Origin of the sequence: Roseburia sp. AM16-25, assembly GCF_003473825.1 — a bacterium.
In the GTDB taxonomy this organism is placed as follows: Bacteria; Bacillota; Clostridia; order Lachnospirales; family Lachnospiraceae; genus Pararoseburia; species Pararoseburia lenta.
On sequence record NZ_QUCW01000001.1, the window covers coordinates 401,490 to 421,925 of the forward strand.

Genomic DNA, 20,436 nt, shown 5'->3' on the forward strand with positions numbered 1-20,436 from the left:
AATGCTTATTTTGTATCTTCGGCAATATCATAGACGGCGTCTAAAGAAATCTCTGTAGCATCGCTAAAGATCAGAGCACGCGCATAGGCATCCAGACGTTTGAGACTGCCGATATATTCCTGATAAGCGCCACCCTCTTTCTTCTCATCCGGTACAAAATAGGTCACACGGATGGGCAGTCCCTCAGATCCACACACCTGTAAACGGAACAAAAGATATTGCAATTTCTCATCCAGACGTTCCTTAGCATCCTCGTCAAGTTCAGTTCTCTCATCTGTCAAACGCCCGGTCTCCGCAATCGCCGCCTCATGTCCGGTCAGGGCAGAAAAAGGCGAAAACTGTGCCGCCCGATCATATAAAGACATCTGCGGATGCTTCTTTGATACCGGATGTGGCAGATTTATGATATCACTGTAGTCCTTACTTTTTCTCTGCATCATGCCCTGTGCCCTCCGATCTGGCGGTTGCGGTCTTTTGCCGTCGCGCCCTCTCGCAGATTCATGCCTTTTAAGATGGCGTTTTTGCCATATTTTTTCTTAATATCGATCATGGCATGCTGGATATTTTTCTCACGTTCCAGATCCTTTTTTTCCTGCTGATCTTCGGCTTCCTTCTGCCGGTAATCGGTAAAGAGATCCAACTGCTCGTAGGTCTGATCTTCCCGGGCATCCGCCTCCGGTATCAGATGATTGACCGAGAGATTGATCCGGCGTACCAGGAGTGCCGGATCCACAATGCGGTCATAAAGTGCTAAAACCTTTTCTGTCACCAGCCGGGTCGAGGATGTGTGCCTGCCCAGATTGGCAGTACCGTGTGCGTGTTTGGGCACAGATCTGCCATAGCGGTCAATGGTGACCTCTCCGCGATATGCCTTGCGCCGCTTGGGATCTGTCAGGTTTTCGATATCATAGCCGATCGTGAGGACGACCTGATCTGTCACCAGTCCCTTATCTACCAGATCCAAGACCTGCAGATCGATCATTTCCTGTACGACCAGTCGGGTCTTGGTAAAATCATAAGGACACTGCAGAACCTGTCCCGAACAAAGGCTGTTGGTGGTCGGGCGGTAGGACTTGATCATGTCCATCGTGCAGGATTCATAGCCCCAGGCATGGTCGATCAGAAGTTCCGCATTGATACCGAACATCCGGTACAAGAGGTCTTCATTATAAAAGTTATCCTCCCGCCCGATGGAACAGCGTGCCACATCCCCCATGGTGTAGATGCCGCTCGCCTCCAGTTTGCGCGCATAACCCGCGCCGACCCGCCAGAAGTCTGTCAGGGGTCTGTGATCCCATAAAAGCCTGCGGTAAGACATCTCATCCAATTCCGCCATGCGCACACCGTCCGCATCTGCCTCCACATGCTTTGCCACAATATCCATAGCGATCTTGCAGAGATAGAGATTGGTGCCGATCCCGGCGGTCGCCGTAATGCCGGTCTCCTCCAAGACATCCTGTATCATCTTGCGTGCCAGATCTCTGGCACTCATGCCATAAGTGCGCAGATAGGCAGTCACATCCATCATGACCTCATCAATGGAGTAGACATGAATATCCTCCGGGGCGACATATTGCAGATAGATATGGTAGATCCGGGTGCTGTATTCCATGTAGAGTGCCATCCGTGGCGGGGCGATCAGATAATCAATCGCAAGGGATGGATCCTTTTGCAGATCGTCATGTGAATAGGAAGTGCCCTCCAAGCGGTGCCCCGGTGCTGCCGCTGCCCGCTTTTGATTTTCCTGCCGCACACGCTGTACGACTTCAAAAAGGCGGGCTCTGCCGGGAATACCATAGGACTTGAGTGAGGGTGTGACCGCTAGGCAGATGGTCTTTTCCGTGCGGGCAGCATCTGCCACGACCAGATTCGTATTCAAAGGATCCAGATCCCGCTCCCTGCACTCCACCGATGCAAAGAAGGATTTCAGATCGATCGCAATATAGATTCTATCCTCAGCCAAGCCTATCCCCCCTTTATAATTTGATACGAAAAAAGGCACTTGTTATAGCAAATGCCCTAATTTCTTTGTTTTATGTATGATAACACATTTCGAACATATGTTCAATATCATTATCGACGTTCCTTTACCATCATAAGGAAGGTACCAAGCAAAAGCGCACTGGATACCCAGATGGCTTTCATGCCCCAATGCAGGGAGCAGATACCGCCCAATCCTGCGCCCAGCGCAAAGATCAGGATGATTCCATAATAATGCGCCGCCTTTTTCAAGGCTCCCTTCTGGTGGTCACGCAGATAGACAGACAGACTCTCGGTTCCACTGCGCAGATTACCGATACACATGGTGCTGGCATAGCCGTATCCGTGCACCTTACGGAAGGTCTGCACCTGCATGGAGCAGGCAAAGGAAACGATCATATTCGCCGCCATATTATATTTTGCCGGGATAAATCCCACAACAAAAAGCAGGGTCATTTCGATCACAACAATGATCTGACGCCAGTGGATGTGTTTGGCATATTTGTATTTATGCCCGATCTGCTCTGCCACCAGAACACCAAAGGCAAATGCCACGATCGGGAATAGATAATGCAGTGCCTTATACCAATCTCCCATCAAAAAGTGCTGGCTCATGAGTACCACGTTTCCGGTTTGTGCATTGGAAAAGACCTCCCCGCGCACATTGTAGGTATAAGCATCCTGAAAGCCTCCCGACACCGCTAAGATCGCACTCAAAAGAAAGGTCTCCGACGTCTGCATCTTTTGTTTCTTTTTTTCTTCCATCATCCTGCCTCTTCTATTTTAAATAAATATATGCCCTCTACAATACTTCTCGCTAAGAATTGTACCCCTTTTTTCTTTTTTTGCAATGCCACACCGATGTCCATCTCAACGAATGCGTATTTTTGACTTCTGTCGGCTTGCCACCAGTGGCAGCATGATAAAATCAGGCACCAGACGCTGCAAGACTGCACCTATGCGTATCATAAAGGTCGGCACGATGATGGTACGGCGCAGGCGCATCCCCCGCAGGGCTTCCGCTACACACTGGTCTGCCGTGATACCGGGCAGGGCAAAAACAACATTCGCCCGCGCATTAAACTCTGTATCTACAGGTCCCGGACAGAGCGCGCAGACATAAACACCGCTTTTTTTCTCCCGCTGTTCCTCTGCAATACTTTTTGTCAGACTGACAACATATGCCTTGGTCGCATAATAGGTTGCCATATAAGGGCCCCCCGGCAAAAGTCCGGCAGACGATGCCACATTGAGGATGGTTCCCTTGCCCTTGACCTGCATCTGGCGCAGGACTTCCTTACATAAGATATGCATAGCCTCGACATTGACACGGATCATATCCATATCCTTGGAAAGATCTGTCCTGGCAAAATCGCCGCAGTTTCCCAATCCGGCATTATTGATAAAAATATCTATGGTCTCCTCTTTTAAAATTTCACAGACACGATAGCACTCTTTCTCTTTGAAAAGATCTGCCGTCTCAATCCGACAGGGAACTCCTAAATTTTCTGCTAATTTTTCCAGACGCCCCTGTCTTCTTGCTGTTAAGATCAGGCGATATCCCTTTTTCGCATATGCTTTGGCAAATGCCAGTCCAATACCGGAACTTGCACCCGTGATCCATACTGTTTTCTGCTTCTTTTTCATACCTAGCCACCTTTCTTTTCCACATCTGTCTATTATCACAATTCCGTTGAAAAATGACATTTTTCACGCTATAATAATAGAAACTATAATAATGGATATTTATATATGAAGGAGTATTCCCTATGGACAACAAAAAAAATCTTATAGCCAAACTACTCAAACCCCTCATAGGATTTTTAGTACTGATGCTTGCCTTTGAGATTATTTTATTTGAACTCTTATCTCATGGTTTCCTGAATACACTGGTTGCCATGATCATACAGATCATCGTCATCGCCGCTATCTTCGGACTGCTGACCTCTTTTATCCTTTCGCTCCTGCACCCTTTCTTAGCCGCTATCCGTGGTAAGGAAGCACCGGCAGAATCCGAAAAGCAAAAAGAGAAATTTAAAAAATTTGCACAGCGCGACGATGCACTCGGCGAGGCTGTCCGTACCATCCAGAGCAATACCCTTGGTCTTGCTACTATGGTAACACAGATCTCCAGTGCAACACAAGAACTTGCCGCTGTTTCCGAGAGTTTCAAACAGATCTCCGGTGAGATGTCCGATGCCATGACCGATACCGAGTCAGCCATTACATCCATCGTTGACAATACCGGCGCACAGGCAGACAGCACACTGGATATGCAGGACAAGATCAACGCGATCGGCGATGCGATCGACAAGATCGTAGCCAATGTCGCTGCCCTCAATGCTTCTGCTGACAAGGTTCGTTCCTGCAACGAAGCCGCAGAGACCATCATCCGCGAACTGATCCTCAACAGTGAGGAAAGCGGTCAGGCCATTGAGCAGGTGCGCCAGCAGACAGAACTTACCAACCAGTCCACCCAGCAGATTCGTACCGCTACAGAACTGATCGCAGATATTTCCGCACAGACCAACCTTTTGGCACTGAATGCCAGTATCGAGGCTGCCAGAGCGGGCGATGCTGGCAAGGGATTTGCCGTTGTTGCTGACGAGATCCGCGCGCTTGCCGATCAATCCAAGTCTTCTACCGAGCAGATCAATACGATTGTCAATGAACTTTTGAGCAATGCCAATGTCAGCGTAGAGATTACCGAGAAAGTTACCGATTCCTTTGCAAAGCAAAACGAAAAGATCAACGAGACAAAGGATATCTTTGGTCAGTTGAACGAGGAGATCAATCTGGTAACCCAGTCTATCTCTGATATTGATACCGAGATCACTGAGTTAGGCGATCACAAGAACCGTATCGAAAACACTGTAAACAATCTGGCATCCTCCGCAGAGGAAAATGCCAACAATGCCGAGATTACCGGCAAGAATATGGAACACTTTCACAATATCGCTCTTGCCAATGAGCGCGAGACGGACCGCATCATCAAGGTATCCGACGAACTGGTATCCTTTGCTACACAGATCAGCAAGGGAAAGGAAGAAGGCGTCAACCTCATCAAGAGTGTCAGAGGTCAGCAGTAAATTTATTTTAGAACCATAAAAGAGTAGGCATTTGATTGCCTACTCTTTTTATGTCTATCTCTCATCTACAACTTGGAAGATGAAGAACTTCAGATAATAAGATTCATCTGCCGCCCACAGGATCGGATGATCCGGGCTCTGGGTGCGAAATTCCACCTGCCGCAGACGCTTGTGGGTTGCCTTGGCTGCCTCCTTGATGGTCTTTGCCAGAAGTTCCTGTGTCATAAAGTGGGAGCAGGAACAAGTTGCCAGATAACCGCCATTTTTGACCAGTTTCATGCCTTTCATGTTGATCTCACGATAGCCCTTGATGGCATTCTTTGTCGCCTCTCTTGACTTGGTAAAGGCAGGCGGATCCAAGATCACCACATCATACTTTGCCCCCTCATTTGCCAGACGCGGCAATTCATCCAGGACATTGGCACAGCGAAACTTTACACGATCTTCCAGATGATTGAGAACTGCATTGGCTCTTGCCTGTTCTATGGCAAACTCGGAAATATCCAGCCCTGTGACTTCCTTGGCTCCGGCTATCCCGGCATTCAGGGCAAAAGTTCCCATATGGGTAAAGCAGTCTAAGACGGTCTTGCCCTGACAGATGCGCTGCATAGCAAGACGGTTGTACTTCTGATCCAAAAAGAAGCCCGTCTTTTGTCCGTCCACAAGGTCCACCATGTAGTGTACACCATTTTCCACAATTTCCACATTGGTGGCAAAAGGCTCCCCGATAAAGCCCTTGACACGCGGAAGCCCTTCTTTGAGCCGCACCTTGGCATCGCTTCGTTCATAGACACCGCGGATCATGATTCCGTCTTTTGCCAGTGTCTCCTTCAAAAGCCCGACGATAGTCTCTTTCATGCGGTCGATCCCCAGCGCCAGCGACTCGACCACCAGGACATCCTCATATTTATCCACGACCAATCCCGGCAAAAAGTCTGCCTCGCCAAAGATCAGACGACAGGAGGAAGTATCCACCGTATCCTTGCGGTACTGCCATGCATTTTCCACACGCCGCCGCAGAAAATCTTCATCAATCAACTGATCCGGTTCTCTTGTCATCATGCGGATGCGGATCTTGGAATTCTGGTTGATATAACCACGTCCCATGATATATCCGTCAAAGTCATGTACCAGTACAATATCACCATTGGTAAAAGTTCCCATGATGGTGTCGATCTCATTATCATAGATCCAGAGTCCGCCCGCCTTCAGGCTTCTTCCTTCCCCTTTTTTCAGTGTTACTACTGCTTCTGCCATACTTTTCTCCTATCTCTTTTTCCTGTTCTTTCTTCTGGCGCATCCGAACGACCACTTCATATACTTCCGGTCGTCTTTCTTTCAGATGATCGTCCAGCAAATGTCTGCGCTCCTTAAAACGTTCCGCCAGTTCCGGATGCTCTAGGGCAATGCGGTCATGCACTTCCTGTCTGTGAGTTTCCAGACGGGCTGCTAAAGTTTCCTCATCTTTACCGGAAATATTAACGATCTCCTTTAGATGTTCCTCCAGATGTTCCAACCACTCATCCTCATCCAAGGCTTCCATATGACTCCACCTGCCATGCAAAAGTTCCTCGACATCGCCTGTCTGCTTCAACTGTTCAATCTGTAGAGCAATCTGTTTTTCGATCTGTTCTTCGCTCTCCTTGCCAAACGCCCAGACAAATTCCTGCACACGGTTGTCTGCCCGCTTGCGCGAAGCACTGCGCTCCTCATTATCCACGCCGCCTTCCAAGGGATAAGGACGTTGATAGCCCATATCCTTTAGGGCAATATGGATGGTGCGCCGGACGGCTCCTTCCTCGATCATGTAGCCCAGTCCCAATTTGCGCAACTGGTCATTGACACCGGCAATGTGCTCTGTCATGTAAAAACGGATATTTTCTTCCTTTAATTTATGGTACAAAATTCCCAGTCGGTCTGCCGCGGTAATATCAAGGCTGCCGACACCGCTGGCATCCAAGATCACTGCCCTTGTCTCCGGCGTGATATGGTCTGTAATGTCCTGCTCCAAGACCGCGATATTGGCAAAAAAGAGATTACTGCTAAAGCGGTAGATCAAGACACCGGAAACAGCATGGATCTGGTCGCTCTCCGTCAGATCCCGGAAATGTTTGTGCCCCGGCTGGATACCCAGAAAGCACCTTGCCGGTTTGGAGGTACGGATGATCATTTCAGAAAAAGAAAGGATCATACCGATCAAAACGCCGTTGATCGTACCCAGCAGCAAAACGCCGACAAAAGCACCGACAAAAATAAAGAACTCCGTCCGACTGACCTCCCACAGTCTTGCCGCCAGATCAAACTCCGTCGCGCCAAGCAGGGCAGAGATCACGATTGCCGTCAAGATAGGCACCGGCAGATAACCGATAAAACCGGTTCCGCACAGCAGAAGAACGATCATGGATAGCCCTGCGACAATCCCTGTCAACTGGGTCTTAGCCTGATATTGTTCTCCCATGGCAGTTCTGGAAACCGATCCGTTCATCGGACAACAGCCGGTCAGAGCCGCCACAGAATTACCCATAAAAAAGGCAAAGATCTCCCGGTTGTCATCAATCCGGTAACCGTTCTTTCCGGCAAAAGAATTTTCTGCCAAAAGGGTCTCTGCCATGATAACGACAGCAACCGATAAACTGATGGTCATGGCATCCACAAAAGGCACTGCGGAAAGATCCGGCAGGCTCCATTCTGGCATACCCGGCTCTACCGCTGATAAAGTGGCGATCCCCCAGGTCTGCAAAGGCAGATACTTAGACAGCAAAACGCCAAGCGCCATCAAGACCACTGCCATAGGAAACTTTGGCATGATCTTCTTGGATAGCAAAAGGATACACAGTGCCAGAAGTCCCAAGAGCAGAGACGGCACATTCAATCCCGGCAGGCTTTCCCATAAATGCAAGAGCAATTCCGGCAACTCACCTGTCCCTGCACTTCCTCCCAAGAGTTTCGGTGCCTGCATCAGAATGATCGTGGTACAGATACCCGTGATAAAACCACCCATGACCGGTGCTGAGATGTAATTGACCAATTTGCCGGCTCCAAGCAGAGAGAATACTAAGAGCCATACCGCTACCCAGAAGGTAAGTACCGGAACGACAGACATCGCCTCTGCCGATCCACTTTCTATCCCCATACCAAGCAACGCCGATCCGACCAATGCCGCCGGAGCCGCATCCACGCCAAAAATGAACTGGGGCGATGTGGAAAAGAGGGCAAACAGAAGAATAGGGAATACCGATCCATACAAGCCGTAAACTGCGGGCAAGCCCGCAATCTGCGCATATCCCATGGATATCGGGATAGAAACTGCCATAATGATCAGCCCCGCAAACATATCCTTGGGCAAGTTTTTCTTGTCATAATCTCTCAGTGTCTGTGCCAACTGTATCTTCATCCGCCATATCACCTCTCACTTTATGTCCTATCTTCTCCCCTTCCAAAGATCACGGTTCTGTGTTGCTTCCGATTTCCTCCTCGATCTCATGGATCCGCGGCAGGTTCCACCGATAATAGGCTGCCAGAAGCCGGATCGCAATCACTAAGATCGCACAGAGAATAGTCGCCCATGCTACGCCCACCAGATCATCCATGACCACATAGGCGATCGCGCCTACGGCAGATGCCATGGCATAGACATGCTTTTTAAAAATATAAGGAATGGAACCGCTCAGCACATCTCGCAGGGCACCTCCACCGACACCGGTGATCACACCAACAACGATCAGGATAAAAGCATGTGCATCTTCCAGATGACTCTGCGCCACATTGATACCAATGACCGTAAAAATACCAAGCCCTATCGCATCGGAAATATTGAGCATATTTGCCGTGATAGGGCTCTGGCTCTGATCCAGATGCTTCTTTCGTGCCGCCCAGATAAAGACAATGCAGGCAACAACCGTCGCCACACCGATATCCAGTGGATCTTGCAAAGCGATTGGTGGCAGAATGCCAAGCAAAACATCCCTGGTCATGCCCCCGCCTACAGTCGTTACAATGCTAAGGACACAGACGCCAAAAATATCCATCCGCTTCTCGATCGCGGTCATTGCCCCGGACACGGCAAATGCCACATCCCCGATCAGGTTCATGATCTCAATCAAAAGATCTATATTCATATCGTCATTCTCCCTGTTCTTTTATCCTAATATAAATCCGCCGATTAGATTTACCGCATAGGCAACGAGCCAGGCAATCACGCATTGCCAGATAACAACGCCCCATGCCCACTTGCGTCCTAATTCCCGACGAATAGATGCAATTGCAGCAACACACGGTGTGTATAATAAACTAAATACAAGCAGACACATAGCTGCAAGTGGTGTCATAAACTGCTGCATCGCACCGCCAAAAAGCACTTCCAGTGTAGATACCACGCTTTCTTTTGCCATAAATCCGCTGATCAGGGAAACACAGATCCTCCAATCTCCCAGACCAAGTGGTTTAAAGATTGGCACTAACACGCTTGCGATCATGGCAAGTATACTGTCCTTTGAATCTTGTACAAGGCTAAAGTGCGGGCTGAAACTGCGAAGGAACCATATACAGATGGTTGCCATGAAGATTACAGTAAAAGCCTTCTGGATAAAATCCTTGGCTTTTTCCCATAAGAGTTGCAACACATTTTTTGCTCCCGGAAGACGATAATTCGGCAGTTCCATGACAAATGGCACTGCCTCTCCTTTAAACAGCGTCTTGCGGTAACCAAGTGCCACAAGAATGCCAACAGCAATTCCAAGTATATATAATCCCATCATGATCAAGGCTCCATGTCCCGGGAAAAAGGCACTGATCAGGAAAGAATAAATCGGCAGTTTTGCAGAGCAACTCATAAATGGTGTCAACAAAATGGTCATCTTACGATCCCTCTCACTCGGAAGTGTTCTTGTTGACATAAGTGCCGGAACCGTACATCCAAATCCGAGCAGCATTGGGACGATACTTCTGCCTGACAGACCGATTTTCCGAAGCAGTTTATCCATGACAAAGGCAACTCTGGCAATGTAGCCACTGTCCTCCATCAAAGAAAGGAAGAAGAAGAGGGTTACAATGATCGGCAGGAAACTCAAGACACTTCCCACACCGGTAAAAATGCCATCGATGACCAGCCCTCGCAATACTTCATTAACATCTGCCGCGATCATCAGTTGTTCTGTCGCATCGGATAATTGTGATATGCCAAGTTCCAGCAAATTTTGCAGCCATGCACCGATCACATTAAAAGTCAGATAAAATACCAGAAGCATAATGCCAAAGAAGCAAGGAATTGCCGTGTATTTTCCGGTCAGTATGCGGTCAATCTTCTGGCTTCGGATACGCTCTTTGCTTTCTTTTGGCTTAACTACCGTCTGCTCGCATACCTTTTCGATAAAGGTAAATCGCATATCGGCAATAGCAGCGCTCCGGTCGATACCACGCTCTTTTTCCATCTGAAGGATCAAGTGCTCAATCGCTTCTTTTTCATTGTCATCCAATTTCAGGCGTTCCATGATCAGAGCATCGCCCTCGATAATCTTTGCTGCTGCAAAACGCACCGGGATCTCTGCCGCTTTCGCATGATCATCGATCAAATGACAGATGGCATGAATGCAGCGATGTACAGACCCACCAAAATCATTTTCATCACAAAAATCCTGTCTTCCCGGCTTCTCCTGATATTTCGCGATGTGCATGGCATGGCGCACCAGTTCATCCACCCCCTCATTTTTTGCTGCCGAGATTGGAACCACTGGAACTCCAAGCATTTCTTCCATGTGATTTACATCAATAGAACCGCCATTTCCCGTCATCTCGTCCATCATGTTAAGCGCCACAACAGTCGGTATGTCCATCTCCAGCAACTGCATCGTAAGATAAAGATTTCTCTCGATATTTGTCGCGTCCACAATATTGATGATTGCCTTTGGATGTTCCTCTAATACAAAGTTACGCGAAACAATTTCCTCACTGCTATAAGGAGACATAGAATAAATTCCCGGCAGATCTGTTACTTTCGTATGCGCCTGTCCTCGAATCGGACCATCTTTACGATCTACGGTTACCCCCGGAAAATTTCCGATATGCTGGTTGGAACCTGTCAACTGATTGAACAGTGTCGTCTTGCCACAATTCTGGTTTCCCACCAAAGCAAAGGTCAGGTCTTCGCTATCCGGTAATGGATCCCCATCGCCCTTGCTATGATACTTGCCTTCCTCACCAAGACCCGGATGAACAGATTTATTGATATCACTTGTTCCTTCGTGGCTGCGTGCTCTTGCAGCAATCAGTTCCACATCAATCTGCGCTGCGTCATCCAAACGCAAGGTCAATTCGTAGCCATGCACCTGAAATTCCATAGGATCTCCCATCGGTGCATATTTGATCAAAGTAATCTCTGCTCCCGGGATGACTCCCATATCCAAAAAATGTTGCCGCAGAGCACCCTCTCCGCCCACACGCGTAATGATTGCACTCTGTCCTATCTCTAGTTCTTTTAATGTCATCATTTCATCCTCTTCGTCTAAAAAGGCACCCTCATTTCGAGGATGCCCTTTTCTTGCAACGAAACCTCGTCGCCTTATACTATCACATTTTTCTGTAAAATTAAATGTTCAAAAGATCACTAAATTCTTTTAATGCGCCGTCTGTCTCATGAGCCAGAACACGTTTTGCCAGAACTTTGCCAAGTTGTACTCCTTCCTGGTCGAAACTGTTGACATTCCAAAGGAATCCCTGGAACATGATCTTGTTTTCAAAGTGTGCAAGCAAAGCGCCAAGTGCCTGTGGGTTCAACTGATCTCCAATGATGATGCTGGATGGACGACCGCCCTCAAAATTCTTGTTACGGTTGTCATCTGCTTTACCACATGCAAATGCAACAATCTGTGCTGCGACATTGGCACAAAGTTTCTGCTGGCTTGTGCTGTCCTGAATCACAACATCTGTACCGATCTGGCTATTCTTAAAGCCGATGAACTGCAATGGCACGATATCGGTTCCCTGATGGAGCAACTGATAGAAAGAATGCTGGCCATTGGTTCCCGGTTCACCAAAGAGTACCGGTCCGGTCACATAATCTACCGGCTCTCCAAAACGATTGACTGACTTACCGTTGGACTCCATATCTGCCTGCTGCAAGTGTGCAGGAAAACGGCTGAGCGCCTGTGAATACGGAAGGACTGCGGTTGCAGGATAGCCCAAGATATTTCTCTCATAAACCCCGATCAAGGCATCTAACATAGCAGGGTTTTCTCTGACATTAGCATTGGCTGAAAGTTTGTCCTCTGCTGCTGCACCGTCTAAGAATGCTGCAAAAACTTCCGGTCCGAATGCCAGTGAAAGTACGGCTCCGCCTACGGCAGAGGTAGAAGAATAACGTCCACCGATGTAATCGTCCATAAAGAAGGCTGCCAGATAATCATCACTCTTGGCAAGCGGTGATGTCTCACTGGTAACGGCGATCATATGACGGGATGCGTCGAGTCCTGCCTTTGCCAATGCATCCTTGACGAATGACTCATTTGTCAGTGTCTCTAAAGTCGTGCCTGATTTTGACACGAGAACAAAAATCGAATGTGCTACATCAACAGATGCCAGTACGGCTGCTGCATCATCCGGGTCTACATTGCTGATGAACTTGGCTTCCATCTTGAAGGTTTTGTTCTTCTTTGCCCAGTTCTCCAGTGCCAGATACATAGCACGCGGGCCCAAGTCACTACCACCGATACCGATCTGGACTACTGTCGTAAATTTCTCGCCTGCGGCATTGGTGATCTCGCCACTGTGTACCTTGTTGGCAAAATCAGCGATACGCTGCTGCTGCTCTACATAAAAGGCTCTCTTGTCCACGCCGTCTGCGGTAACAGTATCTCCCAACTGACCTCTGGTCAAATGATGCAGAACCAGACGGTTCTCCCCGGTATTGATCACGGCACCATTGTATAATTCTGCAAATTTGTCAGAAAGTTCTGCCTCTGCTGCCAGTTTTTCCAGTGCGTCGATCACCTGATCGTCAACCTGTTTTGCTGCATAGTTATATGTAAGACCTTCTGCCATCGGAACGCTGTATTTCTTTACACGATCTGCTCCGTTCTGTCCGGACATAGCCTCTACTAAATTTACTTTTTGAACCTTTGCCAACTCACCAAAAGAAGCAAGGGTATCTAAGTTTTTCCACTGTGTCATAAAATTTCCTCCTCACTCATGCATCTACTCTAACAATCGAAAAAATTATACTATTAAATGTCTCTCAGTTCAAGGCACAGACCAAACGATAAAATGGAATTTTTTTCGTATATTTTCGATAGTTTCCTTTGATTCCCCAAGTTTCTGTGCTATGATTGTGGTATCTATGGAAGGAGGTTTCTTATGTACGAATTTACAGAAGATTGCATGATACATATAGAAGAAATTGATAACGAACACCGCAGATTGTTCCAAATGATCAACGAGGCGATCGATCTCGCAGCGCACACCGAGGATGTCACAACCATCGCCGACAGCCTTCTGCCTCGTTTAAAGGAATACGCTGCCACACATTTTGCCCATGAGGAAGCCTACATGGAGAGCATCAACGACCCGGAACTGCCCTTACAGCGCAAGGAACATACGGCTTTTACAGAAAAGATGAATACCTTTGTACTGGATACATCCTCACCGGAAGCCGCCCGCACATCCTTAAATGATCTGCTGACCTATCTGGTACGCTGGCTCTATCATCATATCTTAAGCAGTGATATCATGATCGGCAAAATGTGTCAAAAACCGGAGCCGACCGAAGATCCTTTTGCCTTTACAGACAAGTACAAGACCGGTATCGAACTGGTAGACAACGAACACAAGCAGTTGTTTGCCATCATCCGTGAAGTCAACGATCTGATCCACGAAGAATTGCTTCATGACAAGTACGATGAGATCATGCGCCTGCTTGCCGAATTAAGGCAATACACCGAGTTTCATTTCAGTGATGAGGAAGCCCTGATGGAGCAGATCTCCTATCCGGGGTTTGAGGCACAAAAGCGCGCCCATTCTGCTTTTGTAGAGCGTCTGGTAGAGATCGATCTGTCCGAACTGGATGCCATGGACGACAACCAGCAGGAATATCTGATCAATCTGATCGATTTTCTTCTGGCATGGTTATCCAATCACATCCTTGGTTCCGACAAAAAGATCGGTGACTATATAAGAACACAGCACTTATCTGCAACGGACATTTAATTGCAGATAGGATCTTTCAAATATAAAACAGACCGTCTGGCGTCTTTTAGGACACCGGGCGGTTTGTTTTCTTGCCTAAAGCGGTAATCTTCGCTGCCTGCGCTGTTTTTTGCACCTCCCTACCCTATATATGCTTATCACTTACTTTCTTCCATCTCCAGTACCAGTGGTGTATGATCCTGTCTGGCGCCTGAATCCAGCATTTCGGATCTTAGGATTCCATCCTTGATCCTGTCACTGACCAGAAAATAATCAATTCTCCATCCGGAGTTGTTGATCTTGCTGGTCTTGACCCTCTGCGCCCACCAGGAATAGACCTTTTCCACATTGCCATGCAGATAACGGAAAGAATCAACAAAACCTTTGGCAAGCAGATGGGAAAAGCCTTCTCGCTCCTCATCTGTAAAGCCCGCAGACATATGATTGCCGTCCGGGTTCGCCAAGTCGATCTCCTCATGTGCCACGTTAAAATCACCACAGGCAATGACCGGTTTCTTTTGATCCAGCCCACTCAGATAATCTGCATAACAGGCATCCCATTTTTGCCTGTCTGCAAGGCGTTTCAAGCCGTCTCCCGCATTCGGTGTATAAACATTTACAAAGTAAAAATCCTCAAATTCCAGACAAAGGATTCTTCCCTCCGCATCCATGGTATCCGGTGCGCCGATCGCCGGTGCACTCATCTGTGCCTGCAGGGACTTTTTGTATAAAACCATGGTACCCGCGTAGCCCTTTCTGGCTGGCGGTACGGAACTGACCCACTCCACCTGATAGTCCGGGAAATAGAAAGCCAATGCTTCCTTATGCTTGTCTGTCATTCCGGTTGCAGGCAGTTTTGTCTCCTGTATGGCAATAATGTCTGCATTTTCCCCTTTTATGGTGTCTAATACGGCTCTGGAAAGTTCTGCTCTTGCCGATGTTGATGTCAGTGCCGCGTTTAAAGAATCAATATTCCATGAAATAAACTTTATCATGCCATCTTCCTCTCGTCCTCAATCTTTTATGACTACTCTATCACGTCAAGCCACACGAATCAACCGAAAAGTATCCGCTTAATCTCTGCATTTTTTCTGCTTTTTATGGTATGATAGAGAACAGTGCGGATCAGCCAACTGCCGTTGATGTCAATGTCGTAGATATTTCCACAACGGGCATGGCTTTCAAATCCGACTACCAATTCAAACTCGGCACCTACTATGATGCCAATATAACACTTGAAAACAAAGAAAGTATCCAAACCATTATTGAAGTCATCCGTGCCGAATGTATCGATGACTCTATTCAATACGGCTGCTGCTTTGTCGGCATTACACCGGAACAGCAGTTTAAGATCAGTGTTTATCAGATCGTTGCTGAAAATGCAAATGCACAGACCTAGCGAAAATCTTTACAGGTTTCACTCTTCAAGATTAAGGTCAGGACTCTTTCACAGGATTGCTGTAAGGCATCCTCTTGCAGGAGTCCTTCTTTTTTTGCCTGTTCTAACGCCTTCCAGACAGATTTATCGCCCGGCATGATCAAGTCATTTCCTGCATTGATTGCCTTGGCATGGGAACACTGATTTGTCGCTGTCCAGTCACTCATGACCAGCCCCTGATATCCCCATTCTCCACGTAAGACATCCGTTAAAAGTTCTTTGTTATTGCAGACATGCAGACCATTCACACGATTATAAGAACTCATGATCGTCCATGGGTCTCCCTCTTCAATCGCAATACGAAACGCCCGAAGATAAATCTCACGCAGGGCTCTTTGTGTGACATTGGAGGACATTTCCATACGATTATCTTCCTGATTATTGCAACAGAAATGCTTGACAGAAACGCCGACGCCTCCTACGGACTGCACGCCTCTTGTCACCGCTGCCGCCATCTTTCCGGATACCAGCGGATCCTCTGAATAATACTCAAAGTTTCTTCCACACAGCGGATTTCTGTGAATATTCAAGCCTGGCGCAAGCCATATAGAAATACCTATTTCCTTCATCTCCCTGCCAATGGCTTGTCCCACTTCCTCCAGTAAATCAATATCAAAACTCTGCGCAAGAAGTGTTTCACTCGGCCAGGCAGTCATATAACGATATACCTTTTGATATTTTCCCGGAAGATGTTTAATCATTTCCTCGTGCTTTTTTATCCATCCCCAGCGCCAATCTACACGTACGCCATCCGGGAAACGCGGTGTGCCGTCTTTTGCGATCGCAGTACACGGCACAACGTTCAGTCCTGCCGGACCATCTGACATAACAATATTAGGGACGCCTTTTTTTAATAATTTGGTGCAGGTTCTTCCTGCCGCCCCCATGACATTGTTGTAGCATTTCATGCTGTATCCACCGCCAGTGACCAATCTGATACGGTCGGAAATTGTTAAATTTCGCAAAAGTTCCTCTACTCGCTTCTGATAAGGGTTTGCCTGTGTCTTCTCTTTTCTTCTCCTCGGATCCACCTGCATCGCGTAACGGGTAAGACTTTCTTCGTAAACACGCTTGCCTTGTTCCGGTTGCATACGTTCATAAGAACGTGCAAATGGATGTACGGCAGACACCTGCTCCACAACCACATCTTCTGAAAGCGTCAATACCGCCACAGGGCTGACCGCTCCTGCATGCGTTCCCAACAGAACTCCATACTCGCCCTGCGGCAGGACAAACATTTCTTTTTTCTCATCATAAACCGCAAGATCACAGACATCAAAAGTTGTAGTAACCAGTTCTGTCTCCCCCGGCTGCAGACATCCGGTCTTTGCAAATGCCGCCAGTGACTTCTCCTCTACTCCTTGCACCATCTGTGGTTTTTGCAAATATAACTGAACCACCTCACGTCCGGCATATTTACCGGTATTTTTAACAGAAACATCTACTGTAACCTTACTTCCATCTACCAGAACAGCCTTTCTTCCCATAGAAAAAGTTGTATAGGACAAACCAAAACCAAACGGAAAACGCGGATGAATAGAAAAGGCATCAAAATAACGATATCCCACATAAATATCTTCCCGGTAATCTTCCTGTGACACATCCCCATTGCGATAGCCAAACGTATCGGCGCATGGATAATCATCATAGTGATATGCCCATGTGTCTGTAAGTTTTCCACATGGATTTACCTTTCCGGTCAAAATATCCGCAAGGGCATTTCCACCTTCCATACCACCTTGCGCATAGAAAATAACGGCATCAATCCGTACCTGATCCAAAATGGACAGATCTATCACACTGCCACAATTTAAAACCAGCACAAGTTTTTTATAATGTGCAGACAGAAGACGAATACTTTCTTCTTCCACCTCCGACAAAAGATAATCCCCCTTCTCATAGCGTCTGTCACCGCCTTCGCCCGCCTGTCTGGATAATACATAAATAGCGGTATCTGTCTCGTCACTCAGTTCATCTTCCAATATCGGCGTACACGCTGGATTCGGTTTCTGATATTCATGGATCACATCAAACATTTTCATGGATTGCACTGGTGAGAAACCTTTTATCTTTTCTTCTACCATCGCCTCCCACTCCGCAATATCTTCCTGATACTTTTTTTCAAAACGCTCCATCCACAGAGTCGTCGGGAAGGTAAATCCGGCATTTTTTAAGCCTTCCTCGATGGTCACGCTATGGCGCTCGTAGACATCGCCACTACCGGAACCTCCTTTCACTGTACGCCTGCTGCCTGCTCCATATAGGGCGATATTTTTATTCTGCAAAGGCAGAAGGCCTTCATTTTTCAGCAAAACATATCCCTCTGCCGCTGCTCTTCTGGCAAGTGACTTATGCTTTTTTTCACGCTCTGATTCCTCTGGTGTAAGAACTCCAAACGACTGAAATTTCTTCATTTTATTTTACCTCCAATCTAATAACTACCGGTTCCACTCCCTCTGCGGAAATGCTAACCTTGGCTTTCCCCTGCTCATTCTTTGCGCGAAGCACAGCAAGACATCTTCCCCGATATGCCATATGATGGTTCCGGTCAAACACCTCGTTGGTCTTACACAAGGCACTGCCAAATCCAGCCAGACTTACACAGCCCTCTACCGCAATATCCACACGCTTCTCTATATAAGGCTTGAGACAATGCTTCTTATCTGTAAATTCAATTGGAACATAGCAAAGATCCTGCCCGTTGGCGCGTAGTTCTTTCTTCTCGGCTTCCGCCCAAAGAATCGTCTCCTTTTGGGCTGTTCCAAGGAAATGCTGCGCGATTACATTTCCATTGGTATCTAATGCCTCTGCCCGTAAAACTCCCGGTTGGTAGACTAGGGAAAAACTTGACTTAAATTTTTTCAGCCTGCGACACCCAATCAGTCTGTCATTTAAAAAGAGTCGAACCGACTCGCCCGCCGCATATACCTCAACCGTCGTTTTTACACCTTCATAGCCTTCCCAACTCCAACTATCAATTGCATTGGTAAACTGCCAGGCTCCTTTCGTTGGCGTCTCATCTGCATGATTCAGCGGACTAACAGCAATAAATGGTTTCTTTCGCAAGCCCCATACAATCTGCATGTAATACATGGATGCCAGTGCTTTTCCCGTAATATCAATCATCCCCTGACCAGCCAGCAAAGGAAGACCTTTGTAGGAATGATACGTCCAATCTCCAATGCAGGCTTCTCCCAGATAATCCCATGCCGACCAAACGAAATCCCCGACAAGTTGCGGATATTTCTTCACTCGACTCCAATTATAAGGTAAATCTGCCACCATAGTCTCACTGCCAACCATCATGCGCTCAGGGTATTTTTTCGCATCTTCATCATAGCGCGAGGACGCATAATTCAATCCTATGATATCTAATACATCTCCCGCCGGCGCACACGCCTTATCCCCATGTCTGCCTTTACTCATAAAGAACATGAGCGGACCCAGTTTTTGTGCCATTGCATTAAAAAAAGCGGATCCCGACTTTTTATCATGATAACTTTTCCCCGGTGGCAAAGGTTTTGGCTGGTATTCCCCCTTGTCACGATAGACACCGATCCCCATATGCGCATACACATTCAGCAGCACATTGATACCAGCTGTTACCGGTCGCGTGTCATCTAATCCATGCACATAATCCTGTATCATCCGACAGACTTTAATGCCTTTTGGGGTCGCTGTCTCCGATACCTCATTACCAATAGAGTACATGATCACGCTCGGGTGGTTTTCCGCAGATTCCACCATGCTTCTAACATCGGCTTTCCAACATTCGTCAAAATATCTGGCATAATCATGATATGTCTTTGGTACATACCAGCCATCAAAAGTCTCGTTCATAACATACATGCCGAGTCTGTCACAAATAGACAGTAAAATCTGTGACGCAGGGTGATGCGCCATGCGGATGGCATTGAATCCCGCATCCTTTAATATACGGATACGTCGTTCTTCCGCATCCCAAAATTCACACGCCCCCAGGACACCATGATCATGATGAATGCAGCCACCTCGCAACAGTATTTCTTTTTCATTCACCAAAAGTCCTTTTTCTGCTGACCATTCCAGTTTACGAATGCCAAAATCCAATCGTTTTTCATCTGTTTTACATTTTGCAATACAGGTATATAGTTTTGGCGTTTCATCACTCCATAATTGTACTTGCTGTAGTGTAATTTTCCCAGGTTCTCCCTCATATAGAATGTGGCTTCTATCACAAATGGAAACGGTCACAGCCTCCAGACTATCTCCTATAACATCCACAGAAATCACCGCAGGATTGATTGCAAGTGTTTTCACGCGAATTCGCTCAATATGCTGCTTCTCTTCCACAATCAGTTGCACCGGGCGATAAATACCTGCCCCCGAATACCAACGGCAGTTGGGTTCTAGAGAGTTATCTACCATAAGACGCAGACAATTCTCACCAACCTGCAACCACCCTGTCAAATCAATGTCAAACGGCGTATATCCATATTTATGGCTGCCAACTTCCACTTCATTTAAAAAGACATGACAATTCTGATAAACCCCTTCAAAATGAATACGGACTGACTTCTCTAACCATTCCGGATTAACTTTCCAATATTTGGTATAGACATATTTTCCTCCCGGGAAAAAACCTGTATTGACGCCATTTCTGCAAGAGGCATTCCGTACTTCTGTTATCATAGCATCATGTGGCAGATCAACACTTTCCCCCGGCTGACCTTCTTTCTGAAACAACCAGCCATCGTTAAAATCACATGTCATTTC

General features: G+C 47.2%; 15 protein-coding genes. 3 read left to right on the forward strand and 12 right to left on the reverse strand.

All coding sequences use genetic code 11. From position 1 onward, the window contains the following. Window positions 1-5: 5 nt before the first annotated feature. The 4 genes from DW183_RS02000 to DW183_RS02015 form a co-directional block, all read right to left on the reverse strand. Entirely contained in the window at window positions 6-440 is a 435-nt protein-coding gene (locus DW183_RS02000; protein ID WP_118280403.1) for a hypothetical protein, read from the reverse strand. Beyond that, complete coding sequence (locus tag DW183_RS02005) at window positions 437-1,963, reverse strand: Y-family DNA polymerase (protein ID WP_118280404.1); 1,527 nt, start codon at window positions 1,961-1,963, stop codon at window positions 437-439. The genes DW183_RS02000 and DW183_RS02005 overlap by 4 nt, the downstream gene beginning before the upstream one ends. Before the next feature lie 110 nt (window positions 1,964-2,073). Further along, on the reverse strand, window positions 2,074-2,745 hold the full coding sequence (locus tag DW183_RS02010) for a YoaK family protein (protein ID WP_118280405.1): 672 nt from the start codon (window positions 2,743-2,745) through the stop codon (window positions 2,074-2,076). Between the two features lie 105 nt (window positions 2,746-2,850). After that, entirely contained in the window at window positions 2,851-3,627 is a 777-nt protein-coding gene (locus DW183_RS02015) for an SDR family NAD(P)-dependent oxidoreductase (RefSeq protein ID WP_118280406.1), read from the reverse strand. Window positions 3,628-3,749: 122 nt separating this feature from the next. On the opposite strand from DW183_RS02015, the gene DW183_RS02020 reads away from it, so the two are divergent. Beyond that, window positions 3,750-5,069: a methyl-accepting chemotaxis protein gene (locus tag DW183_RS02020; RefSeq protein WP_118280407.1), complete on the forward strand. Its 1,320-nt coding sequence runs from the start codon at window positions 3,750-3,752 to the stop codon at window positions 5,067-5,069. Between the two features lie 54 nt (window positions 5,070-5,123). Here DW183_RS02020 and DW183_RS02025 read toward each other — a convergent pair whose 3' ends face one another. The 5 genes from DW183_RS02025 to DW183_RS02045 form a co-directional block, all read right to left on the reverse strand. Then, window positions 5,124-6,326, reverse strand: coding sequence for a class I SAM-dependent rRNA methyltransferase (locus DW183_RS02025; protein ID WP_118280408.1), 1,203 nt, complete (start codon window positions 6,324-6,326; stop codon window positions 5,124-5,126). Next, complete coding sequence (locus DW183_RS02030; RefSeq protein ID WP_118280409.1) at window positions 6,253-8,463, reverse strand: SulP family inorganic anion transporter; 2,211 nt, start codon at window positions 8,461-8,463, stop codon at window positions 6,253-6,255. The genes DW183_RS02025 and DW183_RS02030 overlap by 74 nt, the downstream gene beginning before the upstream one ends. Window positions 8,464-8,512: 49 nt before the next feature. Beyond that, on the reverse strand, window positions 8,513-9,187 hold the full coding sequence (locus tag DW183_RS02035; RefSeq protein ID WP_118280410.1) for a trimeric intracellular cation channel family protein: 675 nt from the start codon (window positions 9,185-9,187) through the stop codon (window positions 8,513-8,515). Window positions 9,188-9,208: 21 nt separating this feature from the next. Continuing rightward, the gene (gene feoB, locus DW183_RS02040) at window positions 9,209-11,551 is read right to left on the reverse strand and encodes a ferrous iron transport protein B (protein ID WP_118280696.1); all 2,343 of its coding nucleotides are present in this window, start codon (window positions 11,549-11,551) and stop codon (window positions 9,209-9,211) included. Window positions 11,552-11,651: 100 nt separating this feature from the next. After that, window positions 11,652-13,232, reverse strand: coding sequence for a glucose-6-phosphate isomerase (locus DW183_RS02045; RefSeq protein ID WP_118280411.1), 1,581 nt, complete (start codon window positions 13,230-13,232; stop codon window positions 11,652-11,654). A 183-nt stretch (window positions 13,233-13,415) separates the two neighbouring features. Here DW183_RS02045 and DW183_RS02050 point away from each other — a divergent pair, with 183 nt between their 5' ends. Next, entirely contained in the window at window positions 13,416-14,264 is an 849-nt protein-coding gene (locus DW183_RS02050) for a bacteriohemerythrin (RefSeq protein ID WP_118280412.1), read from the forward strand. A 137-nt stretch (window positions 14,265-14,401) separates the two neighbouring features. Here the strand turns inward: DW183_RS02050 and DW183_RS02055 are convergent, their stop codons facing one another. After that, entirely contained in the window at window positions 14,402-15,238 is an 837-nt protein-coding gene (locus tag DW183_RS02055; RefSeq protein WP_243069490.1) for an exodeoxyribonuclease III, read from the reverse strand. Window positions 15,239-15,348: 110 nt separating this feature from the next. On the opposite strand from DW183_RS02055, the gene DW183_RS02060 reads away from it, so the two are divergent. Further along, the gene (locus DW183_RS02060) at window positions 15,349-15,642 is read left to right on the forward strand and encodes a PilZ domain-containing protein (RefSeq protein WP_118280413.1); all 294 of its coding nucleotides are present in this window, start codon (window positions 15,349-15,351) and stop codon (window positions 15,640-15,642) included. On the opposite strand, the gene DW183_RS02065 is transcribed toward DW183_RS02060, so the two are convergent. Continuing rightward, window positions 15,639-18,095, reverse strand: a complete 2,457-nt coding sequence (locus DW183_RS02065) for a beta-glucosidase (protein WP_118280414.1) — start codon at window positions 18,093-18,095, stop codon at window positions 15,639-15,641. The genes DW183_RS02060 and DW183_RS02065 overlap by 4 nt on opposite strands. Before the next feature lies 1 nt (window position 18,096). After that, the gene (locus DW183_RS02070; protein WP_118280415.1) at window positions 18,097-20,433 is read right to left on the reverse strand and encodes a glycoside hydrolase family 2 TIM barrel-domain containing protein; all 2,337 of its coding nucleotides are present in this window, start codon (window positions 20,431-20,433) and stop codon (window positions 18,097-18,099) included. Window positions 20,434-20,436: the final 3 nt, after the last annotated feature.

Bases quoted from the DNA above. Each gene is read 5' to 3' on its own strand.
- DW183_RS02025 (WP_118280408.1), bottom strand. From the start codon at position 6,326: ATGGCAGAAGCAGTAGTAACACTGAAAAAAGGGGAAGGAAGAAGCCTG.
- DW183_RS02065 (WP_118280414.1), bottom strand. From the start codon at position 18,095: ATGAAGAAATTTCAGTCGTTTGGAGTTCTTACACCAGAGGAATCAGAG.
- DW183_RS02030 (WP_118280409.1), bottom strand. From the start codon at position 8,463: ATGAAGATACAGTTGGCACAGACACTGAGAGATTATGACAAGAAAAAC.
- DW183_RS02035 (WP_118280410.1), bottom strand. From the start codon at position 9,187: ATGAATATAGATCTTTTGATTGAGATCATGAACCTGATCGGGGATGTG.
- DW183_RS02015 (WP_118280406.1), bottom strand. From the start codon at position 3,627: ATGAAAAAGAAGCAGAAAACAGTATGGATCACGGGTGCAAGTTCCGGT.
- DW183_RS02070 (WP_118280415.1), bottom strand. From the start codon at position 20,433: ATGACATGTGATTTTAACGATGGCTGGTTGTTTCAGAAAGAAGGTCAG.
- DW183_RS02010 (WP_118280405.1), bottom strand. From the start codon at position 2,745: ATGGAAGAAAAAAAGAAACAAAAGATGCAGACGTCGGAGACCTTTCTT.
- DW183_RS02050 (WP_118280412.1), top strand. From the start codon at position 13,416: ATGTACGAATTTACAGAAGATTGCATGATACATATAGAAGAAATTGAT.
- DW183_RS02000 (WP_118280403.1), bottom strand. From the start codon at position 440: ATGATGCAGAGAAAAAGTAAGGACTACAGTGATATCATAAATCTGCCA.
- DW183_RS02055 (WP_243069490.1), bottom strand. From the start codon at position 15,238: ATGATAAAGTTTATTTCATGGAATATTGATTCTTTAAACGCGGCACTG.
- feoB (WP_118280696.1), bottom strand. From the start codon at position 11,551: ATGACATTAAAAGAACTAGAGATAGGACAGAGTGCAATCATTACGCGT.
- DW183_RS02045 (WP_118280411.1), bottom strand. From the start codon at position 13,232: ATGACACAGTGGAAAAACTTAGATACCCTTGCTTCTTTTGGTGAGTTG.
- DW183_RS02020 (WP_118280407.1), top strand. From the start codon at position 3,750: ATGGACAACAAAAAAAATCTTATAGCCAAACTACTCAAACCCCTCATA.
- DW183_RS02060 (WP_118280413.1), top strand. From the start codon at position 15,349: ATGATAGAGAACAGTGCGGATCAGCCAACTGCCGTTGATGTCAATGTC.